Here is a 23,369-nt window from a genome sequence, read left to right on the forward strand (position 1 = left end):
GGGCTGGGCCGGCGCGGCTCAGGCGGCCGAGGCGACCACGTCGCCGCCGGGGGCGGGGGCGGCGGCCTCGTCGACGGCGATCGCGAGCGCGGCTTCCTCCATCGCGACCGCGTCGCTGACCTCGGCGAGGATCTCCGAGAGCGGCACGTCGAGCGCCGCGCAGATCGATGCGAGCAGCTCCGAGGAGGCTTCCTTCTGGCCGCGCTCGACCTCGGAGATGTAGCCCAGGCTCACCCGGGCCTCGGCCGACACCTGGCGCAGCGTGCGACCCTGGCGGATCCGCCGCGTGCGGAGGACCTCGCCGAGGAGGCGACGAAAGAGGACCATGCCGCTGCTCCTTTCCAGATGACGATCTAGGGACCCAACGCTACCCGCTGGCCGAAACTTCCCGCCGGGGAACCTCCCAGCGCAAGACCCCGACCGGGGACTGGACACTACTGGTCGGCCCGGACTGTCTCGATCACCAGGTCGATCGCGGCCTTGACGACCTTCTCCCTGATCTCGGCCCGGTCCCCGTCGAAGTGGAACCGCTTGCTGTGGATGCCGTGCGGGCCGGCGACGCCGACGAACACCAGACCGACCGGCTTGCCCTCCTGCTCCGCAGGTCCGGCCACGCCGGTGGTGCTGACTGCGTAGTCGGCGCCCATCAGGTTGCGGACGCCGACCGCCATCTCGTCGGCGCACTCGGCGGAGACCACGCCGTGGTTCTCCACCGTCTGGTCCGAGACGCCGAGCACCTTCTGCTTGACCTCGGTGGCGTAGCTGACCACGCCTCCGAGGTAGGTGTCGCTGGCCCCGGGCGCGGCGCTCATCACGTCGCCGAGCCGGCCGCCGGTGAGCGACTCCGCGGTGGCCAGCATCAGCCCCCGTCCGAAGAGCTCGGCCTGCAGGGCACTGGCCAGGGTCATCTGGTCACTCTGCGGCGCCTCGCTGGTGCCCTGGCCCGCCTGCTCGTCTGTGCTCACGCGGGTCATGGTAACCAGCCGTGACCTGCGCAAACCTGGGCCTGACAGCCCGCAACCGCGGACCGGATAGCGTGGTCGCATGCCGCTGCCGATCGAGGACTACGCCGTCATCGGCGACACCGCCACGGCCGCCCTGGTCGGTCGCGACGGCTCGGTCGACTGGCTCTGCCTGCCGCGGTTCGACTCGCACGCGTGCTTCGCTGCGCTGCTCGGTGACCCCGAGAACGGCCGTTGGCTGCTCGGCCCCGACGGGGAAGCGACCTGCACGCGCCGCTACCTCGACGGCACCGCCGTCCTGGAGTCCACCTACACCACCGCCACGGGAAGCGTGCGCGTCGTCGACGCGATGCCGGTGGCCGACGGGCGTGCCGACCTGGTGCGCCGGATCGAAGGGGTCAGCGGCACGGTGCGGATGCGCCACGAGTGGGTGGTCCGGTTCGGCTACGGCACCGTCAAGCCCTGGGTCACCCACCAGCGGGTCCACGACACCGACGTGGTGATGGCCGTGGCGGGGCCGGACCGGCTGGTGCTCCGTGGCGACCGGCTGCCCACGGCGACCGGGTACCGGCACACCGACAGCTTCGAGGTCGCCGCGGGACAGACCCTCACCTTCGCCATGACCTGGGTCGCCTCGCACCACCCGGTTCCGGAGTTCCTCGAGGTGGACGCGCGGCTGGCGGCGACCATCGCCCGCAGCGAGCGGTGGACGTCGTACTGCAGCCACCAGGGCCCCTACCGGGAGGCGGTGCTCCGCTCGCTGGTCACGCTAAGGCTGATGACCCACGGCGGCACCGGCGGCATCGTCGCCGCCCCGACCACCTCGCTTCCCGAGGAGTTCGGGGGCGTGCGCAACTGGGACTACCGGTACTGCTGGCTGCGCGACGCCTCGCTGACCCTCGAGGCGTTACTGGCGTGCGGCTACAGCACCGAGGCGCTGCTGTGGCGCGACTGGCTGCTGCGCGCCGTGGCCGGGGACCCTGCGGACCTGCAGATCATGTACACCGTCGACGGCGGCCGGGACCTGCCCGAGCGCGAGCTGGACCACCTCCCCGGCTATGAGGGCTCCCGCCCGGTGCGGATCGGCAACGGCGCGGTCAGCCAGCGGCAGACCGACGTCCTCGGCGAGGTGATGATCGCCCTCGAGATGGCGCGCGAGACCGGGCTTCCGGAGACCGAGGACTCGTGGGCGCTGCAGCGCACCCTGGTCGAGGAGCTGGCCACGCACTGGGACGAGCCGGACAACGGGCTCTGGGAGATCCGTGGCCCGCAGCGCCACTTCACCCACTCGCGGGTGATGGTGTGGGCGGCGTTCGACCGTGCCGTCCGCGCCGTCGAGCAGCACGGCCTGCCGGGGCCCGTCGACGAGTGGCGCCGGCTGCGCGAGGAGGTGCGTGAGGAGGTGCTGGCCCGGGGGTACGACGCGGCGCGCAACACCTTCACGCAACACTACGACACCACCGAGGTGGACGCCTCGCTGCTCGTGCTGCCGCTGGTCGGCTTCGTCGACGGCGACGACCCGCGGATGCTCGGCACGATCGAGGCGGTCGAGAAGGACCTCATGGTCGAGGGGCTGCTGCTGCGCTACCGCACCGAGACCGGGGTGGACGGCCTGCCCGGCGACGAGCACCCGTTCGTGGCCTGCTCGTTCTGGCTGGTCTCGGCATACGCCAGGGCCGGCCGCCTCGACGACGCCCACACGCTGATGCGGCGGCTGCTCGGACTCCTCAACGATGTCGGGTTGATCTCGGAGGAGTACGACCCGGTGGCGGGGCGGATGGCCGGCAACTTCCCGCAGGCCTTCTCGCACCTCGCCCTGGTCGGCGCCGCGGTGCACCTCGCCGACGCGGATCGCACGGCGGCGCGGCGCCCCGGTGCCTAGACCGAGGCGCGAGCCTTGTGGTGACGGCGCTGCCTGAACGCGTCGCGGAAGAACTCGTAGCCGGAGTACACCGTCATCACCACGGCCGCGGCGAGCACGACGATCGCGATCCACCACACGACCAAGGCCGGCGTCTCGAGCCAGCCGTCGACCTCGCGCAGTGGCAGCACGAGCAGGCCCAGGCCGAGACCCTGCAGCATCGTCTTCAGCTTGCCGGAGGCGTTGGCGGCCAGGACCACGTGCTTGGCGATGGAGAGGCGCATGAACGTCACGCTCCACTCCCGCACCAGCACGAGCACCGTCACCCACCACCAGACCTCGCCGATCACCGACAGGCCGATGAAGGCCATGCCGGTCAGTGCCTTGTCGGCGATCGGGTCGGCGATCTTGCCGAAGTTCGTGACGAGGTTGTGCTTGCGGGCCAGGTCGCCGTCGATCTTGTCGGTGACCATCGCGACGAAGAAGATCGCCCAGGCGACGGTGCGCCACAGCACCGACTCCCCGCCGTCGACGAGCAGCGCCCAGCCGAAGAACGGCACCAGCGCGATCCGCAGCGTGGTCAGTGCGTTGGGCACGTTCCAGTTGCTGGCCGGAGCTTGCGTGGACAAGGCCGAGCCCTACCTCTCGTTGGTCGTGGCGCTCGCCACGAGGTCGACGCCGTCGGTGTCGGTCACCACGGCCGTCACGAAGTCGCCGACGCGGACGTCGGGAGGAAGGTTCACCACGGTGGTCGAGCCGTCCACCTCAGGCCCCTGGTGCGCCGCCCGTCCCTCCGCGGCCCGGTGGCCGATCGACTCGATCAGCACCTCGACCCGGTCACCGAGACGCTCCTCGGCCCGCTGGGCGGTGAGCTCCTCGACGAGGTTGGTGACGTGCTCGGTGCGAGCCCGGATCTCGTCCTCGTCGAGCTTCGCGGCGTACGTCGCGGCCTCGGTGCCGTCCTCGTCGGAGTACCCGAACACGCCCACGGCGTCGAGCCGGGCGGCCTCGAGGAAGTCGCACAGGATCTCCACGTCCTCCTCGGTCTCGCCGGGGAAGCCGACGATGAAGTTGGAGCGCACCCCGGCCAGCGGCGCCTGGCCGCGGATCTGCTCGAGCAGCTCCAGGAAGCTCTGCGGGTCGCCGAACCGGCGCATCCGGCGCAGCACCGCGTTGGAGGCATGCTGGAAGGACAGGTCGAAGTAGTCGGCCACCCCCGGCGTGCCGGTGATCGCGGCCACCAGACCCGGCCTGGTCTCCGCCGGCTGGAGGTAGGACACCCGGACCCGCTCCACGCCGTCGAGCCCCGCCAGCTCGGGGAGCAGGGTCTCGAGCAGCCGGATGTCGCCGAGGTCCTTCCCGTACGACGTGGAGTTCTCGCTGACCAGGAAGAGCTCCTTGACGCCCTGCTCGGCCAGCCACCGCGCCTCGCCGACGACATCGGAGGGGCGACGAGAGACGAAGGAGCCGCGGAAGCTCGGGATCGCGCAGAACGAGCAGCGGCGGTCACAGCCGCTGGCCAGCTTCAGGGGCGCCATCGGCCCGCCGTCGAGGCGCCGGCGCACCGCGCGCGGACCGGCCGCGGGAGCCGCACCGGCGGGCAGGTCCGGGGCCGCGATCGTGTGCCCGGGCAGCACCACCGAGTCGGCCGAGGCACCACGCTCGCTCGGGGAGATCGGGAGCAGCTTGCGCCGGTCCTGCGGCGTGTGCGGGTGGTGCTGCTCGCCGGCCAGGATCGAGCGCAGCCGGTCGGCGATGTCGGGGTAGTCGTCGAAGCCGAGCACCGCGTCGGCCTCGGGGAGCGACTCCGCGAGGTCCTTGCCATAACGCTCGGCCAGGCAGCCCACGGCGACCACCGCGCGCGTCGTACCGGCGCCCTTGAGGTCGGAGGCCTCCAGCAGCGTGTCGACCGAGTCCTTCTTCGCCGCCTCGACGAAGCCGCAGGTGTTCACGACGACGGTCTCGGCGTCGGCGGGGTCCTCGACGAGCCGGAAGCCGCCCGCCTCGAGCCGCCCGGCGAGCTCCTCGGAGTCGACCTCGTTGCGCGCGCACCCGAGGGTGAGCATCGCGACGGTGGTCAGCCCCGGCTGCGCGGGCGCGTCGGTGTCAGCAGATGTAGTCATAACCGCCATCGAGTATGACGGGCGGTGGCCCGGAAGGGCTAACCCGCGACCGCCTCGGGGGTCAACGTCACACCCGCCGCGCCTCAGCGGAAGGTACGACGGGCGGGCTCGCCGGCCTCGCCGAGCAAGCCCCTGTCGCGCCCGGCGACCCGAGCCTCGACCGCACCGCCGTCCCGCGCGACGACCCGGACCGGAGGGACGACGTCGAGCTGCTTGCGCTCACCGAGCACCAGCACCCCGCTGAACACCACCTTGCCGCTGGCGTCGCGCACCACGACATGGGAGTCCGACTGCGACGCGGTCAGCCGCACCCCGACCGGCTTGGCGGCCGGACGGCTCTGTGCCAGCGGCTGCGCTGCCGGCGCGGGCTCGACCACCGCGGAGCTGTCCAGGGCAGGCGCCGGGATCTCGACCGTGGACGACGGGTCGGTGGTGAACAGCCGCGCGACCCCCCACAGGAGGACCAGCACGAGCACCGCGCCGATCAGCAGGCCCCAGTTCGGGCCGCCGACGGTGGCGCGCATGCTGCCGGTCATCCCGGTCGCGAGCTCGGCCTCGAACACGCGCCGAGGGTTGACCGGCGCGGTGGCGTAGCGCTGCTCGAACAGCTCCAGCAGCGGCGCGGGGTCCTTGCCGAGGATCCGGGCCAGGGTGCGCAGGTGGCCGCGGGCGTAGAAGTCGCCGCCGCACGGGCCGAAGTCGTCGACCTCGATCGACTCGATCACGTGCGGACGGATCCGGGTGCGCTCGGCCACGTCGTCCACGGAGAGCCCGAGCCGGGTCCGGGCGGCGGTGAGCTCGGGTCCGATCACCGGGTCGTAGGCCGGCTCGGTGGGGTAGCCGTCGATGACCAGCGGCTCGACCGGTTCGCCCAGCGTGGAGATGGGCCGCACCCGGTCGCCGAGCTCCACGCGCTCGAAGACCAGGTCCACGCTGCCCGGGCGGCGCAGCTCGCGACCCTCGGGCAGCATCGTCCGGCCGTCGGAGCTGGGGGCCAGCGCGGTGCTGCCCGCGGTGTCCAGCGTCGCCTCGGCGCGTAGCGCCGGTCGGGTGGTGCGCAGCGCATCAGGGGGTGCGAGCAACGGGGTGCTCGGTGCGGCGCTCTCGTCCGGCTCGACGGCGGAGGGCGCCTCTGGCGCGGCAGGCTCGTCGACGTCGTGAGCGCGACCCCGGCCGACCCGGGAGACCACGGTCGCGAGCGCGCCGAGGGCTCCGCGCAGGTGTCCGGCCGACCGCTGCGAGACCCCCTCGCCCACCACGGCGGAGCCAAGCTCGCGCATGTGCGCGCTGTCCGCGGCGAGAGCGTCCCCGACGGGGGCGTTTTCCGCGCCCGTGCGCGATTCCGGCCGTGCCGGCGCATCGTGGAGCGGGAAGCGCTGCGGCTCGTCGTGGGGCACGTCCTCACGCAGCGCGGGGAACGGCTGCTGCGAGGTCGTACCCCCCTGGCGGACAGACTCACCGGTGGACGCATGGTCCGCGGCCCGAGCAGTGGCATGCTCACCGTTCGGCTGGTTCGAGGGAGGTCCGGCGTCTTCAGCCGCGTGCTCGACGACCTCCAGCGTGCGGGGGTCGAGCTCGACCACCTCGGAGCGACCGAGCGCGAGTCCGGCGACCCCGGCGCTGACGTCGTGGTCCCCGGCGGTGTTGGTCCGGGTGGTGCTGCCGAGCGGCACGGCCAGCGGAGCGCCGTACATCTTCTGGTTCAGGGCGACGTGCCGGCGGGCCCGCGCGTCGAGACCCTCGAGCGCTCGGGTGAGGTTGCGCGGGGCGACGACGAGCCGGCCGTCGCGCAGCAGCCCGGTGCGCGGGTGTACGACGACCTGGCCGATCGCCTCCCACGGCAGCCCGCGCCACTCGTGGCCGAGCCGGATCCGCACGCCGAGGTCGTCGGCTACCAGCAACGGGGTGCGGGCGTCGACCAGCGAGGCGAGGTAGTAGCCGGCGACCACCGCCATGACGGCGAACAGGGTCCAGTCGAGGACCGCCATGGACTGGGCGGCCCGCCAGAGGTACGCGATCGCGACCGCGGAGGCGGCCGCGCCGATGACCGCGGCGACGCCGGCCCGGCGGTGGACGACGACGGGGGTCGCCGTGGCCTGGGTCTCCCCGGCGCGTCCGTCCTCGACGAACGCGTCGGAGAAGTCGTCGTGCATGGCGCTCACTGCTCCCCCTGCAAGGTGGCGATGACCCCGTCGAGGTCGTCGGGCTTGATCAGCACGTCGCGCGCCTTGGAGCCCTCGCTCGGGCCGACGACGCCGCGGCTCTCCAGGATGTCCATGAGGCGGCCGGCCTTGGCGAAGCCCACGCGCAGCTTGCGCTGCAGCATCGACGTGGAGCCGAACTGGGTCGAGACGACCAGCTCGATCGCCTGGATCACCAGGTCCATGTCGTCGCCGATGTCGTCGTCGAGCTCGCGCTTGCTCTGCTGCGGAGCCGTGACGTCCTCGCGGTAGCTCGGCTCGAGCTGGGTCTTGCAGTGCGCGACGACCTGGTGGATCTCGGCCTCGGTGACCCAGGAGCCCTGGACGCGCACCGGCTTGCCCGCACCCATCGGCAGGAACAGCCCGTCACCCTGGCCGACCAGCTTCTCGGCGCCGGGCTGGTCGAGGATCACGCGGCTGTCGGCCAGCGACGACGTCGCGAACGCCAGCCGCGAGGGCACGTTGGCCTTGATCAGGCCGGTCACGACGTCGACCGACGGCCGCTGGGTGGCCAGCACCAGGTGGATGCCGGCGGCACGCGCGAGCTGGGTGATCCGGACGACCGCGTCCTCGACGTCGCGCGGGGCGACCATCATCAGGTCGGCGAGCTCGTCGACGACCACGAGGAGGTACGGGTACGGCGCCAGCACCCGCTCGCTGCCCGGCGGCACCTGCACCTTCCCTGCACGCACCGCCTTGTTGAAGTCGTCGACGTGGCGGAACCCGAACGCCGCGAGGTCGTCGTAGCGCATGTCCATCTCGCGCACGACCCACTGCAGCGCCTCGGCGGCCTTCTTCGGCGAGGTGATGATCGGGGTGATCAGGTGCGGGACACCCTCGTAGACGTTGAGCTCGACGCGCTTGGGGTCGACGAGGATCATCCGCACCTCGTCGGGTGTGGAGCGCATCAGGATCGAGGTGATCATCGAGTTCACGAAGCTCGACTTGCCGGAGCCGGTGGCGCCGGCGACCAGCAGGTGCGGCATCTTCGCCATGTTGGCGACGACGAAGCCGCCCTCGACGTCCTTGCCGAGCCCGACGATCATCGGGTGGTGGTCGTTGCGGGCGTTGCCCGAGCGGAGCACGTCGCCGAGGGAGACGATCTCCTTGTCGACGTTCGGGATCTCGATGCCGATCGCGGACTTGCCGGGGATCGGCGAGAGGATCCGGACGTCGGCCGAGGCGACCGCGTAGGCGATGTTCTTGCCCAGCGCGGTGACCTTCTCCACCTTCACCGCCGAGCCGAGCTCGACCTCGTAGCGGGTGACCGTCGGGCCCCGGGTGTAGCCGGTGACCTGGGCGTCGATGTCGAACTGCTCGAAGACCTCCGTCAGCCGCGACACGACGTCGTCGGAGGCCTTGGACCGCGGCTTGTGCGGGCTGCCGGGCTTGAGCACCTCGTTGGGCGGAAGCGAGTAGGTGACGTCGCCGGACAGGGAGAGCTGCTCCACCCGAGCCGGGAGCGGCGCGTGCGGCGGCGGCTCGAGGTCCTTCTTCTCCCCCGTCGCCGCGTCGGCTGCCTCGTCCGGGACGGCAGCGTCCGGCTTGCCGCGCTTGGCGAGGGCGCGGCCCTCGAGGACGGGACTGTCGTAGGGCTTGTCGCCGAGGTCGGGGTCCACGTCGTCGGCGGCCATCGAGCCGACCCGGCGGCGCGGCCGGTGCCGCTTGAGCGGCTCGGTCGGCTGGTCGGCCCCGTCGGTTCCCTCGACATCGGCCCCGGCCGGCGTGCGGCCGAGCAGCCGGTCGCGAGCCGCGGCCAGGCGGGTGGGGATCTGGTAGACCGGCGTCGCGGTGATCACCAGCAGTCCGAACGCCGCCAGCAGGACGAGCAGGGGTACGACGACCAGCGTGCTGCGCAACAGGTCCATGAGCAGCGAGGCGATCACGAAGCCGAGCGCTCCCCCGGCCTGCTGCAGACCGGAGGTGTCCCCGAGCTTGGGCTCGGGCATGCCGTTGGCGATGTGCACCAGACCGAGCACACCGAAGAGCAGGGCGGCCCAGCCGATCACCTGCCGGCCCATCGGACCGTTCCGCTCGGGGTCGCGCAGGTTGCGCACGGCGACGAAGACCAGCAGCAGCGGAACGAACCAGCCGAGCAGGCCGACCGAGCCGTTCACGACCGTGCGGGTGAAGTCGCCGATACCGCCGGGCAGCTGCCACCAGACGGCGGCCGCGACCACCACGGCCAGGCCGATCAGGAACAGTCCGGCCCCGTCGCGGCGGTGCTCGGGGTCGAGGTCTCGGGCGGTGTGCCCGATGTGGCGGACGGTCGCGCCGATCGCGTGGGCAAGGCCCAGCCACGCCGCTGCGATGCCGCGCCCGAGGGCAGCGAACAGCGTCGCAATAGGGCCAGGCCCGTTGCGGACCGCCCGGGGCGCCGGCCGCTTGGTCCTGGTGGACGAGCGGGTCGACGACGAGGGCTTCCGTCGGGTCTGGCTGCCGGACGACCGGGTCCTCGAAGGAGCAGAGCTGGTTCCTCTGCCCTTTCGCGACGCCGGTGGGGAAGACGTACGGGTCGCCATGCTGAGGAGCCTAAGCGAATGTCACACCAGTCTCACGCTTCACACGCCGGGCCCGGCCGCTCGTCCCGTCGCCCGACTGGCGTCGTCTCCGGGTCTGCCGCTCACCTAGAGTGGTCGGGCACCCGAGAGAGGACCTACACCCGTGGAGACACTGCACCCTGCACTTCAGCCCGTCTACGCCGACGTCCTGCGCCGCAACCAGGGCGAGGTCGAGTTCCACCAGGCGGTCAAGGAGGTGCTCGCCAGCCTCAGCCCCGTGGTCGAGAAGCGCCCGGAGTACGTCGAGGCCTCCATCATCGAGCGGATCTGTGAGCCCGAGCGGCAGATCATCTTCCGGGTGCCGTGGGTCGACGACCAGGGCAACGTCCAGATCAACCGCGGCTTCCGCGTCGAGTTCAACTCCGCGCTCGGCCCCTACAAGGGCGGTCTGCGCTTCCACCCCAGCGTCTACCTCGGCATCGTGAAGTTCCTCGGCTTCGAGCAGATCTTCAAGAACGCGCTGACCGGCATGCCGATCGGGGGCGGCAAGGGCGGGTCGGACTTCGACCCCAAGGGTCGCTCCGACGGCGAGATCATGCGCTTCTGCCAGTCGTTCATGACCGAGCTGTACCGGCACATCGGCGAGTACACCGACGTGCCCGCCGGTGACATCGGCGTCGGCGGCCGCGAGATCGGCTACCTGTTCGGGCAGTACAAGCGGATCACCAACCGCTACGAGTCCGGCGTCCTCACCGGCAAGGGGATCACCTGGGGCGGCTCGCAGGCCCGCACCGAGGCCACCGGCTACGGCACGGTCTTCTTCGTCAAGGAGATGCTCGCCGCTCGCGGGGACTCCTTCGACGGCAAGCGCGTCGTGGTCTCCGGCTCCGGCAACGTGGCGATCTACGCCGCGGAGAAGGTGCACCAGCTCGGCGGCACCGTCGTCGCGGTCTCCGACTCCTCCGGCTACGTGGTCGACGAGGCCGGCGTCGACGTCGCGCTGCTGCAGGAGATCAAGGAGGTCCGTCGCGGGCGGATCAACGAGTACGCCGAGGCACGTGGTGGCAGCGTCTCGTTCGTCCCGGGCGGCTCGATCTGGGACGTCCCGTGCCAGATCGCCCTCCCCTGCGCCACCGAGAACGAGCTCGCCGGTGACGCCGCGAAGACGCTGGTCGCCAACGGTGTCGAGGTCGTCGCCGAGGGCGCGAACATGCCGACCACGCCCGACGCGGTGAACATCCTCACCGAGGCCGGCGTGCTCTTCGCCCCCGGCAAGGCGGCGAACGCCGGCGGTGTGGCGACCAGCGCCCTGGAGATGCAGCAGAACGCCTCGCGCGACTCGTGGAGCTTCGAGCACACCGAGGAGCGGCTGGCCGAGATCATGGCCGGCATCCACGAGCGCTGCATCACCACTGCGGAGGAGTACGACCTGCCCGGCGACTACGTGGCCGGCGCCAACATCAGCGGGTTCACCCAGGTCGCCGACGCCATGCTCGCCCTCGGCGTGGTCTGACCTTCCTTCAGCGAGGCGGGCCTGCCTGGCCTCAGGTCAGGGAGGCCAGCCACGGGAGGGCGAGGAACACCGTGGGGAGGGCGAGCACCGCGAGCGCCGTGGCGTAGAGCGCCCCCGCGAGCACCGGGCGTGGCCGGTCGTCGCGGAGCAGCTCGATCCGCGTGCCGAGGTCGGAGCCAGTCACGGCCAGGGCTGTCTCCGGCGCCCCGCCGTCCGACAGCGCCACGAGGGCGCGCGCAAGGGGCAGCCGGCCATGCCGGCGCATGGCCGTCCGGTCGGCAAGCACCTCGACCAGCAGCTTCACCTCGCCGAGTGCGCGAACGCTCGAGACGATGCGGGGAAACGCCTCGTGGAGCACGGTGAAGGCCTCCAGTACCAGGTCGTGACGGGCCCGGAGGTGAGCGCGTTCGTGGGTCAGCACCGCGGCGACCTCGTCCTCGTGGAGGCGTTCGACGGCGCCGGCAGTGACGACCACGCGTGACCGCGTCAGCGCGGGAACGCAGTAGGCCCGCGGGCGTGGGTCCTCGAGCACGAGCACGCCCGAGTCCTCGGCGCCGAGCAGGTCGACCAGCTCGCGGTGGCTCCGGCGGGTCGACCGCAGCCGCGTCCCGACGCGGTGACCACTCACCAGCAGCCGGGCGAGCACCACGGCCGTGACCAGCACGCCGCCCGCGGCCACGGCCCGGGAGCTGCTGTTGCCGGGCGCGACGACGGCGCCGGTGGCCAGGGACAGGCCGGCGCCCAGGGCGGCGAGCACCGCTGCCAGGGCGACTGCCTGCCACAGCGTCATTGCCGCCCTGGGGGCCTGCCGGAGCTCGGGAAATCGGAGCACGAGCCACGGGGCGGGCCCCGAGAGCAGGACCGCGAGTGCGGCCAGGAGGAGCGGTGTCATCGCCGGATCGGTCAGTCGTCCTCGAGCTCTGCGAGAGCGCGCCGTAGGGCAGCCCGCTCCTCGGCGCTGGCCTCCCCGACGAACGCCACCAGCGCAGTGTCCCGCTCGTCCACGGCGTACTCCTCGAGGGCACCGCGCATCAGGTCGGCGGTCATCGCGGCTCGCGAGGCTGCCGCGGCGTAGCGGTAGGCGCGACCGTCACGCTGCTGACGGACCAGCGACTTCTTCGAGAGGCGGTCCATCACCGTCATCACGGTGGTGTAGGCGACCGCCCGGCGGCTGGCGAGCCGGTCGTGGACCTCGCGGACGGTCAACCAGCCGCCGTCGGGGACCGACCACAGCTCGTCCATCACAGCGCGCTCGAGCTCACCCATCCGGGACGTTAGGGCCATGGTCCTGAGTCTAATGGCCCTGCTCGAGGACGTACTACCCGTCGTAGTATCTACTACGATATGTAGTAGTTGTGTGCCCGTCGCGGAAAGAAGGCCCTCCCTTGGACGTCGTCGACATCGCCCGGTGGCAGTTCGGAATCATCACCGTCTACCACTTCCTGTTCGTCCCGATCACGATCGGGATGTCGGCGATCATCGCCGGGTTCGAGACGATGTGGGTACGCACCGGCAACGAGCAGTACCTGCGACTGACGAAGTTCTTCGGCAAGCTGTTCCTGATCAACTTCGCCATCGGCGTGGTCACCGGCATCGTGCAGGAGTTCCAGTTCGGCATGAACTGGAGCGACTACTCCCGCTTCGTCGGTGACATCTTCGGCGCCCCGCTCGCGATCGAGGGACTGCTGGCGTTCTTCCTCGAGTCGACGTTCCTAGGCCTGTGGATCTTCGGCTGGGACAAGCTGCCCCGGGCGCTGCACGCCGCGACGATGTGGCTGGTGCACATCGGCACCCTGCTCTCGGCGTACTTCATCCTCGCCGCGAACTCCTGGATGCAGCACCCGGTCGGCTACGAGTTCAACCCCGACACCGGCCGCGCGGAGCTCACCGACTTCTGGGCGGTGATGTTCAACAAGGTGCAGATGGTGACCTTCCCGCACACCATCACCGCGGCCTACATGACCGGGGGCGCGTTCATCCTCGGCGTCTCGGTGTGGCTGATGATGCGCAGCAAGACCCCCGACGCCGACCGTTCGCTCTACCGCAAGGCGGTCCGGATCAGCGCCGTCGTGACCATCGTCGCCGGCCTCGGCGTCGCGGTCACGGGTGACTTCCAGGGCAAGGTGATGACCGACGTCCAGCCGATGAAGATGGCCGCGGCCGAGGCGTTGTACGAGACCGAGGCACCCGCGGACTTCTCGGTCCTCACCATCGGGTCGCTGGACGGCTCGGAGGAGGTCTTCTCGATCAAGATCCCCAACCTGCTGTCCTTCCTCGCCGAGAACGACTTCGACGCCGAGGTCGTCGGCATCAACCAGCTCCGCGAGGAGTATCGGGAGACCTACGGCCAGGACCCGGGGGCGAAGTACTACTCCCCCGGTGACTACACGCCGATCATCCCGGTCACCTACTGGACCTTCCGCCTGATGATCGGGCTCGGCGTGGTCGCCGGTCTCGGAGCCGCGGCGCTGCTGTGGGCCACCCGTCGCAACCTGGTGCCGAAGGGCCGCGCCTGGCTGTGGCTGGCGATCTCGATGCCGCTGCTGCCGGTCGTGGCCAACTCCTTCGGCTGGATCTTCACCGAGATGGGCCGGCAGCCCTGGGCCGTGTTCGGGCTGATGACCACCGCCACCGCGGTCTCCCCCGGCGTCAGCGTCGGTGAGGCGTGGACCTCGATCATCACCCTGACCCTGGTCTACGCGGTTCTCATGGTCGTCGAGATCGGCCTGATGCTGAAGTTCATCCGCAAGGGCGCCGACCCGTTCGAGGAGCCGCCGACCCCCCAGCTCGGCCGGCAGTCCGACGAGCCGCTGACCTTCGCCTACTGATCCCCGACCCACGACATCTGACGAGAGAGACTTCGACCTCATGGAACTGACCACCGTCTGGTTCAGCCTGATCGCGGTGCTGTGGATCGGCTACTTCGTGCTGGAGGGCTTCGACTTCGGCGTCGGCATGCTGCTCCCGGTCCTGTCGCGCAACGACACCGAGCGTCGCGTCGTGATCAACACGATCGGCCCGGTCTGGGACGGCAACGAGGTGTGGGTGCTCGTCGCCGGCGGCGCCACCTTCGCCGCCTTCCCCGAGTGGTACGCCACGCTCTTCAGCGGCTTCTACCTGCCGCTGCTGCTGATCCTGGTGGCGCTCATCGTCCGCGGCCTCGCCTTCGAGTACCGCGCCAAGCGTGACGAGGCGCTCTGGAAGGCCCGCTGGGACAAGGCGATCTTCTTCGGCTCGCTGCTGCCGGCGATCCTGTGGGGCGTCGCCTTCGCCAACATCGTCCGCGGTGTCCCGATCGACGCCGACAAGGAGTACGTCGGCAGCACGCTGACCCTGCTCAACCCCTACGGGTTGCTGGGCGGCCTGACCACCCTGGGACTGTTCCTGACCCACGGCGCATTGTTCCTGGCGCTCAAGACCGACGGCGACATCCGGCACCGCGCGCGTGCGCTGGGCATCAAGCTGGGCCTCGGCACCGCCGTGGTCGCGGTCGGCTTCCTGGTCTGGACCCAGTTCCTCACCGGGTCCTTCGGGTCCGCGGCCCTGTTCGTCGGTGCCGCGCTCGCCCTGGTCGCCGGCCTCTTCGCCGCCTACGAGGGCCGTGAGGGCTGGGCGTTCATCGGCACCTTCGCGACCATCGGTCTGGCGGTGGCCGGCCTGTTCGTCGCGCTGTTCCCCGACGTGATGCCCTCCTCCCTGGACGCTGCGTGGTCGCTGACCACCACCAACGCCTCGGCGACCGACTACACGCTGAAGATCATGACCTGGGTGGCCGTCCTGTTCACCCCGATCGTGCTGATGTACCAGGGCTGGACCTACTGGATCTTCCGCAAGCGGATCTCGGTCCACCACATCCCGACGGCGGAGCTCGCCCAGCAGGGGTCATGAAGCCGCTCGACCCCCGTCTCCTGCCACACCTGACACCGGCCAGGCTCCCCCTGGCCGGTGTCGTTGCAGCGAGCACCCTCTCGGGACTCCTCCTGGTCGGTCAGGCGTTCGCCGTGGCCGCCCTGATCACCTCGCTGTTCTCCGGAGCCGCCGACGGCTCCTGGGACGGCGCCCTCCGCGCCGGCATCGCGCTCGGACTCGTCACGTTCGGCCGGGCGGCGAGCTCCTGGCTGGTCGACGTGCTCTCCGCACGGGCCTCGGCACAGGTCACCGCCTCCCTGCGGCACCGGCTGCTCACCGCGGCCCTGGCTCAGGGTCCGTACGGCCTCTCGCGTCGGCGCAGCGGCGAGGTGGCCCTGCTCGCCACGCGCGGTGTGTCGGCGATCGATCCCTACCTCACGCGCTACCTGCCCGCGCTCGTCGTCGCCGCGGTGCTGCCCACCGTGACCGTGGTCGCGATCGCCACCCAGGACCTGCTCAGTGCCGGCATCGTGCTGGCGACGCTCCCCCTCGTGCCGGTGTTCGCGGTCCTGGTCGGGCTCGCCACCCGCGACCGCGCCGACCGGCAGTACCGCACCCTCTCCTCGCTGTCCGGCCACTTCGTCGACGTCATGCGCGGCCTGCCGACCCTGGTCGCGTACCGGCGCGCGAAGGCGCAGTCGGCATCGATCCGGGCGGTCACCGACCGCTACCGCCGGGCCACCAACGACACCCTCAGGCTCGCCTTCGCCTCCTCGGCCGTGCTGGAGCTGGTCGCGACGATCTCCGTGGCCCTGGTCGCCGTGGTCGTCGGGCTGCGGCTCTCCGGTGGCTCCCTGGACCTGGGTACGGCGCTCGTGGTGCTGCTGCTCGCCCCGGAGGCGTACTGGCCGCTGCGCCGGGTCGGCGCGGAGTTCCACGCCGCCGCCGAAGGCACTGCCACGTTCGAGGCCGCCGACGAGATCCTGCGTTCCGGGCGGGGACTTCGCGAGGGCGCCTCCGGAGCGGAAGGGACCCCTCCCGGCGTCGAGCCCACACCCGCGGCCGTCACGGGCGGCGCGGGCGGCTCGATCGAGGTCGACCGGGTCACCGTCGGCTACCCCGACCGCCCCGAGCCCGTCCTGGACCGGTTCTCCGCCTCCCTGCCCGCGCGCGGGGTGACCGCGGTCGTCGGCCCCTCGGGCTCGGGCAAGTCCACGCTGCTGGCCGCGCTGATGGGTCATCTGCCCCTGCGCGACGGGGTCGTGCGCGTGGACGGGCGCGAGGTCGACCCCGAGTCCCCCGCCTGGCGGAGCCAGGTCGCCTGGGTGCCGCAGCGGCCGTGGATCGCGACCGCGACCGTGGCCGACAACGTCCGGCTCGGTCGCCCGGGTGCCACCGATCTCGAGGTCTGGGCCGCCCTGGAGCGCGTCGGTCTCAGCGAGGTCGTCGCCGCCCTGCCCGAGGGGCTCCACGAGCTCCTCGGGGAGGACGGTCAGGGCTTCTCCGCCGGTGAGCGGGCCCGGCTCGCCCTGGCCCGGGCGGTCGTCGCCGACCGGCCGGTGGTGCTGCTCGACGAGCCCACCGCGCACCTCGACCCGCTCACCGAGGCCGTGATCGCCGAGACGGTGACCTGGCTCGGCACCCGGAGCACGGTCGTGGTCGTCGCGCACCGCGAGTCGCTGGTGGAGCTGGCCGACCACGTCGTCGAGGTCCCCGCCCGACGTACCCTCCGGATCGTGTCCCAGCCATCCGGACCGGGGCTCCCGGCCGCGCCCGGCGACCCCGAGGCCCCGCCCACGGGTTCGCCCCCCCTCGCAGACGCGACGACGGCCACCACGACCTCGCCTGCCACCACCCGCGAGACCGTGCACGAGACCGCGCAGACCGGCCGCTGGGCTGCGTTCCGGGACCGGGCCGACGTGCGCCTCGCCGTCGGCGCCGTGCTCGGTGCGCTTGCAGCGGCCTCGGGAGTGGCCCTCACCGCGACCGCCGGCTGGCTGATCGCCCGGGCGGCCGAGCACCCGCCGGTGCTGATGCTGATGGTCGCGATCGTCGGTGTCCGGACCTTCGGCCTGGCGCGCCCCGTGCTGCGCTACGCCGAGCGGCTCGTGTCGCACGACGTCGCCCTGCGCCTGCTCGCCGAGCGGCGTGCCGCGGTGTACGACGCGCTGGTGCCGCTCGTGCCCGGTCGGCTCGGGCGGCAGCGCGGCGACGTGCTCGCCACGATCGTCGACGACGTGGACTCGCTGGTGGACCGCTACCTGCGGGTTCGCTCACCGCTCGTCACGTTCAGCGGGGTCGCGGTGATCGCCACCGTCTTCGCTGCATGGGTTCTCCCGGAGGCGGGGCTGGTCACGGGCCTGACCCTGCTCGTCGGCGGCGGTCTGACCTACACGGTGAGCCGGATGGGCGTGGCCCGGGCCGAGGGGCACTTCGTCGCCGAACGCGCAGGCCTGTCTGCGTCCGTCGTACACCTGCTGCAGGGCGCAGCGGACCTGATCATGTGGCAGGCCGACCGGAGCGCAGTGCGGCAGGTCGACGCCGTCGGCCAGGCCGCGTCCGCCGCGGCCACGCGGTCCACGCGGGCCGTGGCCACCGGCCGCACCGCCGCCCTGCTCAGCACCGGGCTGGGCGTGCTCGGGGTGGGGTGGGTCGGCGCTCCGGCCCTGGCCGAGGAACGGGTGTCGGCGCCGATGCTCGCGCTCCTGGTGCTGCTCCCGCTGGCGCTGCTCGAGGTGATCTCCCCGTTGGCGGACGTGGGCGCGCTGCAGGTGCGGGTGGCCGCGGCCGACCACCGGCTCTCCGAGCTCGCCGCCGTGACCCCGGCTGTCGCCGACCCGGCGGCCCCCCGTGGCGCTCCCGCGCCCGACGGCGCCCCGCTCGTGCGGCTGGAGCGGGTCTCCGCCGGGTGGGGTGTGACCGACGCCTTCCGCGACCTCGACCTCGAGCTGGCACCGGGCGCCCGGGTCGGCGTCGTCGGGCCCTCGGGGTCGGGGAAGTCCACGCTCGCGGCGGTGCTGATGCGGTTCCTGGACCCGTCCTCCGGCATCGTGACGATCGACGGTGTCCCCGCCCGGTCGCTGCTCCTCGACGACGTACGACGCAAGGTCGGGCTGGTCGACGACGACCCGCACATCTTCGCCTCGACCGTCTTCGAGAACGTCCGCCTCGCCCGCCCCGACGCCACCGAGGACGACGTCGCGCGCGCCCTGCGCAGCGTGCAGCTCGGGCCCTGGCTGGACAGCCTGCCGCGCGGACTGCAGTCGATGCTCGGTGACGGGCACGCCCACGTCTCCGGCGGAGAGCGAGCACGGATCGGGATGGCCCGGGCGGTGCTCGCCGGCCTTCCCGTGCTGGTGCTCGACGAGCCGACCGCCCACCTGGACACCTCCACCGCGGAGGCGGTCGCCGCCGACCTGCTCGACGTCGCCTCATCGCGCACGGTCGTGTGGATCACCCACGGCACCGTCGGTCTGGACCGCGTCGACCGGATCCTCGACCTGGGCGCCGCCGCGGCGCCGCTGCCCGCCGACCCGGCGGCCGTGCAGGCCTGAGCCGCGGCCCCCCGAACGGCTGCACGCAGCAGCCGGGTCGCCGCGGTCGGCTCAGGCGGGCCGGCTCAGGCCTCGATCACGACCGGGACGATCATCGGGCGACGGCGGTGCTTGTTGCTCACCCACCGGCCGACCACGCGGCGGATCGTCTGCTGCAGCTGGTAGTTGTCGTCGACACCCTCGGACATCGCCCGGTCGAGCGCTTCGATCACCGAGGGCACGATCTCGTCGAACTTGTACTCACCCTCGATGAACCCGCGGGCGTGGATCTCCGGGCCGCCGGAGACCTTGCCGGTCACCGAGTCGACCACCACGATCACCGAGATGAAGCCCTCCTCACCGAGGATCCGGCGGTCCTTGAGCTCGGACTCGGTGAGGTCGCCGACCGAGGAGCCGTCGACGAAGACGTAACCGACGTTGACCTTGCCCGCGATCGACGCCTTCCCGTCGACGAGGTCGACGACCACGCCGTCCTCGGCGAGCACGGTGTTGGGCACCCCGGTCTGCTTGGCCAAATCCGCGTTGGCGCGCATGTGCCGGACCTCGCCGTGGATCGGCAGGACGTTGCTGGGCTTGACGATGTTGTAGCAGTAGAGCAGCTCGCCGGCCGACGCGTGGCCCGAGACGTGGACCAGCGCGTTGCCCTTGTGCACGACGTTCGCGCCCAGGCGGGACAGGCCGTTGATCACCCGGTAGATGGCGTTCTCGTTGCCGGGGATCAGCGAGGAGGCGAGCACGACGGTGTCGCCCTCCTCCAGGTGCACGAAGCTGTGGTTGCGCTGCGCGATCCGCGAGAGCGCCGACAGCGGCTCGCCCTGGGAGCCGGTGGAGATCAGCACCGTCTTCTCCGGCGGGTAGTCGGCGAGCTCCTTGGCGTCGACGAGGGTGTTCGGCGGGACGTTGAGGTAGCCGAGCTCACGAGCCACGCCCATGTTGCGCACCATCGAGCGGCCGACGTAGGCGACCTTGCGCCCGTGCGCGACCGCGGCGTCCATCACCTGCTGCACGCGGTGCACGTGGGAGGCGAAGCAGGCCACGATGATCCGCTGGCTGCTCTGGTGGAAGACCCGGTCGAGGACCGGCGCGATGTCGCGCTCGGACGTGGTGAACCCGGGCACCTCGGCGTTCGTTGAGTCCACCATGAACAGGTCCACGCCCTGCTCGCCGAGCCGGGCGAACGCCCGCAGGTCGGTGATCCGGCCGTCGAGCGGGACCTGGTCCATCTTGAAGTCGCCGGTGTGGAGCACGAGGCCGGCGCCGGTGCGGATCGCGATCGCGAGGCCGTCGGGGATCGAGTGGTTGACCGCGACGAACTCGAGCTCGAACGGCCCGAACGTCAGCGAGTCACCCTCCTTCACCACGTGCTGCACGGTCTCCTTGAGCCGGTGCTCACGGAGCTTGCCGGAGACGAAGCCCAGCGTCAGCTGGGAGCCGACGAGCGGGATGTCCCCCCGCTCGCGCAGCAGGTACGGCACCGCTCCGACGTGGTCCTCGTGGCCGTGGGTGAGCACCAGTGCCTCGACCTGGTCCAGCCGGTCCCGGATCGGCTCGAAGTCGGGCAGGATCAGGTCGACGCCAGGGTGGTTCTCCTCCGGGAACAGCACCCCGCAGTCGACGATCAGCAGGCGACCGTCGTACTCGAAGACGGTCATGTTCCGCCCGATCTCACCCAACCCTCCCAGCGGGATGACCCGCAGGCCGTTCTCCGGCAGCGGACCCGGGGCGGACAGTTCGGGGTGGGGGTGGCTCATGCGGTGCCCTTCGTCAAGTCGTCAGTTCTCCAGCAGTCCAGCGTCGACCAGCTCGGTGCGCAGCAGGGCGACGAGGTCGTCGCCGGCCGGCACGAGCGGAAGTCTCATGTTGCGGTTGTCGAGCACGCCCAGCAGCTGCATGGCGGCCTTCGCCATCATCGCGCCGGGGGCCTTCGTCATGATCGCGCCGACGACCGGCACGAGCCGGCGGTAGATCGCCAGTGCCTCGGCCAGCTCACCGGCCTCCACGGCGCGCACCATGGCGGCGTACTCCCGGCCGGCGACGTGGCCGACCACCGAGACGATGCCGGCGGCGCCGTGGGTCAGCCAGCCGAGGTTCTGCACGTCGTCGCCGGAGTAGAACGCCAGCCCGGTGGCCTCCATGATCCGCACCCCGCGGTAGAGGTCGCCCACCGCGTCCTTGACGGCCACGATCCGGTCGTTCTCGGCCACCCGCTTGTAGGTGTCCTCGGCGATCTGCACCCCGGTGCGACCCGGGATGTCGTAGAGCATGACCGGCAGCTCGCTGGCCGCGGCGACCGCCTCGAAGTGCGCGGCGACGCCTTCCTGGGTCGGCTTGTTGTAGTACGGCGTGACCAGGAGTACGCCGTCCGCGCCGATCTTGAACGCCTGCTCGGCGAGCTCGACGGAGTGCGCGGTGTTGTTGGTGCCGACCCCGGCGACCACCTTGACCCGGTCGCCGACGGCGTCGATCACCGCGCGGAGGATCTTCCCGTCCTCCTCGGTGCTGGTCGTGGGCGCCTCGCCCGTCGTCCCGGACACCACGACGCCGTCGTGGCCGGTGTCGGCGAGGTGTACGGCGACCCGGGCGGTCGCGTCGAGGTCGACCGAACCGTCGTCGGCGAAGGCGGTGACCATCGCGGTGAGGACCCGGCCGAACGGCGCGGGGGCAAGCGGGGACGGGCTCATGGGGTCAGGTTATCGCTACGCACGCACCGGCCGTCGCCGTGGACACGTCAGTGGAAGGCTCAGCGCCGCTCGAGCCAGACGAAGTCGTAGCCGTCGTGCTCCTCGCGGCGGGTCTCGACCCACTCGGAGCGGTCGAACGCGGGGTAGAACGTGTCGCCCTCGGGGCTCTGGTGCACCTCGGTGAGGATCTGCGCGTCGGCCAGCGACATCGCCGCCGCGTAGACCTGCGCCCCGCCGATCACGATCACCTCGCCGGCATCGGCCGTGGGGACGTCGGCGTCGGTGTCGCCTGTGGGGGCTCCGGTCGCGGCGGCCACGGCCAGTGCCTCGGTGAGGCTGCCGGCCACCGTGACCCCCTCGGCGGACCAGTCCGGGTCGCGGGTGACCACGACGTTGGTGCGGTCGGGCAACGGCCGGCCGATGCTCTCGAACGTCACTCGTCCCATCACCACGGTGTGCCCCCGGGTGACCGTGCGGAAGTGCCGCATGTCCTCGGGGATGCTCCACGGGATGTCCCCGGCGTTGCCGATCACGCCGTTGTCGGCGACTGCCGCGACCAGCACGATCCGCCGGCCCGTCGTACCTCCCGCCTCCGAGGCAGGCGCGCCGGAGACGGTCGTCATACCGCGATCGGCGCCTTGATGCCCGGGTGCGGGTCGTAGCCCTCGACGACGATGTGCTCCAGGTCGAAGCCGTCGATGTCGGTGACCGAGGGGTCCAGCCGCAGCGTCGGCAGCGGCCGGGGCTCGCGGCCGAGCTGGAGGCGAGCCTGGTCGAGGTGGTTGAGGTAGAGGTGCGCGTCGCCGAGGGTGTGCACGAAGTCGCCGACCTCGAGCCCGGTCACCTGGGCGACCATGTGCGTGAGCAGCGCGTAGGAGGCGATGTTGAAGGGCACACCGAGGAACACGTCGGCCGAGCGCTGGTAGAGCTGGCAGCTCAGCCGGCCCGGCCCGCCGTCGGGCGAGGGCGCGACGTAGAACTGGAAGAACGCGTGGCAGGGGGCGAGCGCCATCTGCGGGATGTCGGCGACGTTCCACGCCGAGACGATGTGGCGGCGCGAGTCCGGGTCGCGCCGGAGCGCCCCGATCACCTCCGCGATCTGGTCGACGTGGCGTCCGTCGGGGGTCGGCCAGGACCGCCACTGGTAGCCGTAGACCGGGCCGAGGTCACCGTGCTCGTCGGCCCACTCGTCCCAGATCGTGACGCCGCGGTCCTGGAGCCACTTGACGTTGGTGTCGCCGCGCAGGAACCACAGCAGCTCGGCGAAGACCGACCGGGTGTGGACCTTCTTGGTGGTGACCAGCGGGAAGCCCTCGCGCAGGTCGAAGCGCATCTGGTGGCCGAACACGGAGCGGGTGCCGGTGCCGGTGCGGTCACCCTTCTCCACGCCCTCGTCGAGGATCCGCTGGAGGAGATCGAGGTACTGCTGCACCGGGTCAAGGTAGCACCGCGCACCGACGACGAGCGGCAGCGAGCGCGGTGTGGGAGGCTCGGGCCATGGCGATGTACTTCGACGTGCACCCGGTGGACCCGCAGCCTCGCTCGATCGCCCAGGTGGTCCGCATCATGCGCGACGGCGGCGTCGTGGCCTACCCCACCGACTCGGGGTTCGCGCTCGGCTGCCAGATGGGCAACCTGGACGGCCTGACGCGGATGCGGCAGATCCGCGGCCTGGACGACAAGCACCACTTCACGCTGCTGTGCAAGGACTTCGCCCAGCTCGGCCAGCTCGTGCACATCGACAACTCGGTGTTCCGCGCGATAAAAGCGGCGACCCCGGGCTGCTACACGTTCATCCTGCCGGGCACCTCGGAGGTCCCGCGCAGGCTGCTGCACCCGAAGAAGCGCACCGTGGGCGTGCGGATCCCCGACCACAGGGTCGCGCAGGCGCTGCTCGCCGAGCTCGGCGAGCCGGTCGTCACGACCACCCTGCTGCTGCCCGGCGACGAGGAGCCGATGGTCGACGGCTGGGAGATCAAGGAGCGGCTCGACCACCAGGTCGACGCGGTGATCGACTCCGGTGACGCCGGCAAGGACCCGACGACCGTGGTCGACTTCTCCTCCGGCGCCCCGGAGGTCGTCCGGCGTGGTGCCGGGGACCCGACGCCCTTCGAGTAGGCCGCG

Annotated in this window: 18 protein-coding genes; 6 read left to right on the forward strand and 12 right to left on the reverse strand. The window is 71.6% G+C overall.

The window, feature by feature from the left end; all coding sequences use genetic code 11:
- Positions 1-18: 18 nt before the first annotated feature.
- Together ACYVIH_RS17815 and ACYVIH_RS17820 are read right to left on the reverse strand one after the other, a co-directional pair.
- The gene (locus ACYVIH_RS17815; RefSeq protein ID WP_460870854.1) at positions 19-327 is read right to left on the reverse strand and encodes a helix-turn-helix domain-containing protein; all 309 of its coding nucleotides are present in this window, start codon (positions 325-327) and stop codon (positions 19-21) included.
- A 107-nt stretch (positions 328-434) separates the two neighbouring features.
- The gene (locus ACYVIH_RS17820; protein WP_460870855.1) at positions 435-965 is read right to left on the reverse strand and encodes a CinA family protein; all 531 of its coding nucleotides are present in this window, start codon (positions 963-965) and stop codon (positions 435-437) included.
- 79 nt (positions 966-1,044) lie between these two features.
- Between ACYVIH_RS17820 and ACYVIH_RS17825 the strand changes: the two genes are divergently transcribed.
- Positions 1,045-2,844 carry a glycoside hydrolase family 15 protein gene (locus ACYVIH_RS17825; RefSeq protein ID WP_460870856.1) on the forward strand — a complete coding sequence of 600 codons (1,800 nt, stop codon included), beginning with the start codon at positions 1,045-1,047 and terminating at the stop codon, positions 2,842-2,844.
- Here ACYVIH_RS17825 and pgsA read toward each other — a convergent pair.
- The 4 genes from pgsA to ACYVIH_RS17845 form a co-directional block, all read right to left on the reverse strand.
- Entirely contained in the window at positions 2,841-3,452 is a 612-nt protein-coding gene (gene pgsA, locus ACYVIH_RS17830) for a CDP-diacylglycerol--glycerol-3-phosphate 3-phosphatidyltransferase (protein ID WP_460870857.1), read from the reverse strand. The genes ACYVIH_RS17825 and pgsA overlap by 4 nt on opposite strands.
- A gap of 9 nt (positions 3,453-3,461) precedes the next feature.
- A complete protein-coding gene (gene rimO / locus ACYVIH_RS17835) occupies positions 3,462-4,955 on the reverse strand; it encodes a 30S ribosomal protein S12 methylthiotransferase RimO (protein WP_460870858.1) in 1,494 nt (497 codons plus the stop codon).
- Between the two features lie 74 nt (positions 4,956-5,029).
- The gene (locus ACYVIH_RS17840; protein WP_460870884.1) at positions 5,030-7,099 is read right to left on the reverse strand and encodes a RodZ domain-containing protein; all 2,070 of its coding nucleotides are present in this window, start codon (positions 7,097-7,099) and stop codon (positions 5,030-5,032) included.
- Positions 7,100-7,104: 5 nt separating this feature from the next.
- A complete protein-coding gene (locus ACYVIH_RS17845; RefSeq protein ID WP_460870859.1) occupies positions 7,105-9,669 on the reverse strand; it encodes an FtsK/SpoIIIE family DNA translocase in 2,565 nt (854 codons plus the stop codon).
- Between the two features lie 151 nt (positions 9,670-9,820).
- On the opposite strand from ACYVIH_RS17845, the gene gdhA reads away from it, so the two are divergent.
- Positions 9,821-11,161: an NADP-specific glutamate dehydrogenase gene (gene gdhA, locus ACYVIH_RS17850; RefSeq protein ID WP_460870885.1), complete on the forward strand. Its 1,341-nt coding sequence runs from the start codon at positions 9,821-9,823 to the stop codon at positions 11,159-11,161.
- A 31-nt stretch (positions 11,162-11,192) separates the two neighbouring features.
- Here gdhA and ACYVIH_RS17855 read toward each other — a convergent pair whose 3' ends face one another.
- Both ACYVIH_RS17855 and ACYVIH_RS17860 read right to left on the reverse strand, forming a co-directional pair.
- Positions 11,193-12,053, reverse strand: coding sequence for a M56 family metallopeptidase (locus ACYVIH_RS17855; protein ID WP_460870860.1), 861 nt, complete (start codon positions 12,051-12,053; stop codon positions 11,193-11,195).
- A gap of 11 nt (positions 12,054-12,064) precedes the next feature.
- Positions 12,065-12,445 carry a BlaI/MecI/CopY family transcriptional regulator gene (locus ACYVIH_RS17860; protein WP_460870861.1) on the reverse strand — a complete coding sequence of 127 codons (381 nt, stop codon included), beginning with the start codon at positions 12,443-12,445 and terminating at the stop codon, positions 12,065-12,067.
- 101 nt (positions 12,446-12,546) lie between these two features.
- Between ACYVIH_RS17860 and ACYVIH_RS17865 the strand changes: the two genes are divergently transcribed.
- From ACYVIH_RS17865 to cydD, 3 genes are read left to right on the forward strand one after another with little or no spacing between them, the layout of a single operon-like run.
- Entirely contained in the window at positions 12,547-13,989 is a 1,443-nt protein-coding gene (locus ACYVIH_RS17865) for a cytochrome ubiquinol oxidase subunit I (RefSeq protein ID WP_460870862.1), read from the forward strand.
- Positions 13,990-14,029: 40 nt separating this feature from the next.
- A complete protein-coding gene (cydB, locus tag ACYVIH_RS17870) occupies positions 14,030-15,049 on the forward strand; it encodes a cytochrome d ubiquinol oxidase subunit II (RefSeq protein WP_460870863.1) in 1,020 nt (339 codons plus the stop codon).
- Positions 15,046-18,564 (forward strand): thiol reductant ABC exporter subunit CydD, encoded by a 3,519-nt coding sequence (gene cydD / locus ACYVIH_RS17875; protein WP_460870865.1) that lies wholly within the window; start codon positions 15,046-15,048, stop codon positions 18,562-18,564. The genes cydB and cydD overlap by 4 nt, the downstream gene beginning before the upstream one ends.
- 65 nt (positions 18,565-18,629) lie before the next feature.
- Here cydD and ACYVIH_RS17880 read toward each other — a convergent pair whose 3' ends face one another.
- Genes ACYVIH_RS17880 through ACYVIH_RS17895 form a run of 4 tightly spaced genes read right to left on the reverse strand, consistent with a single transcriptional unit; the run spans position 18,630 to position 22,677 of the window.
- Positions 18,630-20,315 (reverse strand): ribonuclease J, encoded by a 1,686-nt coding sequence (locus tag ACYVIH_RS17880; RefSeq protein ID WP_460870867.1) that lies wholly within the window; start codon positions 20,313-20,315, stop codon positions 18,630-18,632.
- A gap of 21 nt (positions 20,316-20,336) precedes the next feature.
- Positions 20,337-21,245 (reverse strand): 4-hydroxy-tetrahydrodipicolinate synthase, encoded by a 909-nt coding sequence (gene dapA / locus ACYVIH_RS17885; RefSeq protein WP_460870868.1) that lies wholly within the window; start codon positions 21,243-21,245, stop codon positions 20,337-20,339.
- Positions 21,246-21,304: 59 nt separating this feature from the next.
- The gene (locus ACYVIH_RS17890; RefSeq protein ID WP_460870869.1) at positions 21,305-21,868 is read right to left on the reverse strand and encodes a dihydrofolate reductase; all 564 of its coding nucleotides are present in this window, start codon (positions 21,866-21,868) and stop codon (positions 21,305-21,307) included.
- On the reverse strand, positions 21,865-22,677 hold the full coding sequence (locus ACYVIH_RS17895; protein ID WP_460870870.1) for a thymidylate synthase: 813 nt from the start codon (positions 22,675-22,677) through the stop codon (positions 21,865-21,867). Before ACYVIH_RS17895 ends, ACYVIH_RS17890 begins: the two co-directional genes overlap by 4 nt.
- Before the next feature lie 65 nt (positions 22,678-22,742).
- Between ACYVIH_RS17895 and ACYVIH_RS17900 the strand changes: the two genes are divergently transcribed.
- Positions 22,743-23,363 (forward strand): L-threonylcarbamoyladenylate synthase, encoded by a 621-nt coding sequence (locus ACYVIH_RS17900; RefSeq protein WP_460870871.1) that lies wholly within the window; start codon positions 22,743-22,745, stop codon positions 23,361-23,363.
- Positions 23,364-23,369 lie beyond the last annotated feature (6 nt).

Source organism: Nocardioides pakistanensis (assembly GCF_054781215.1).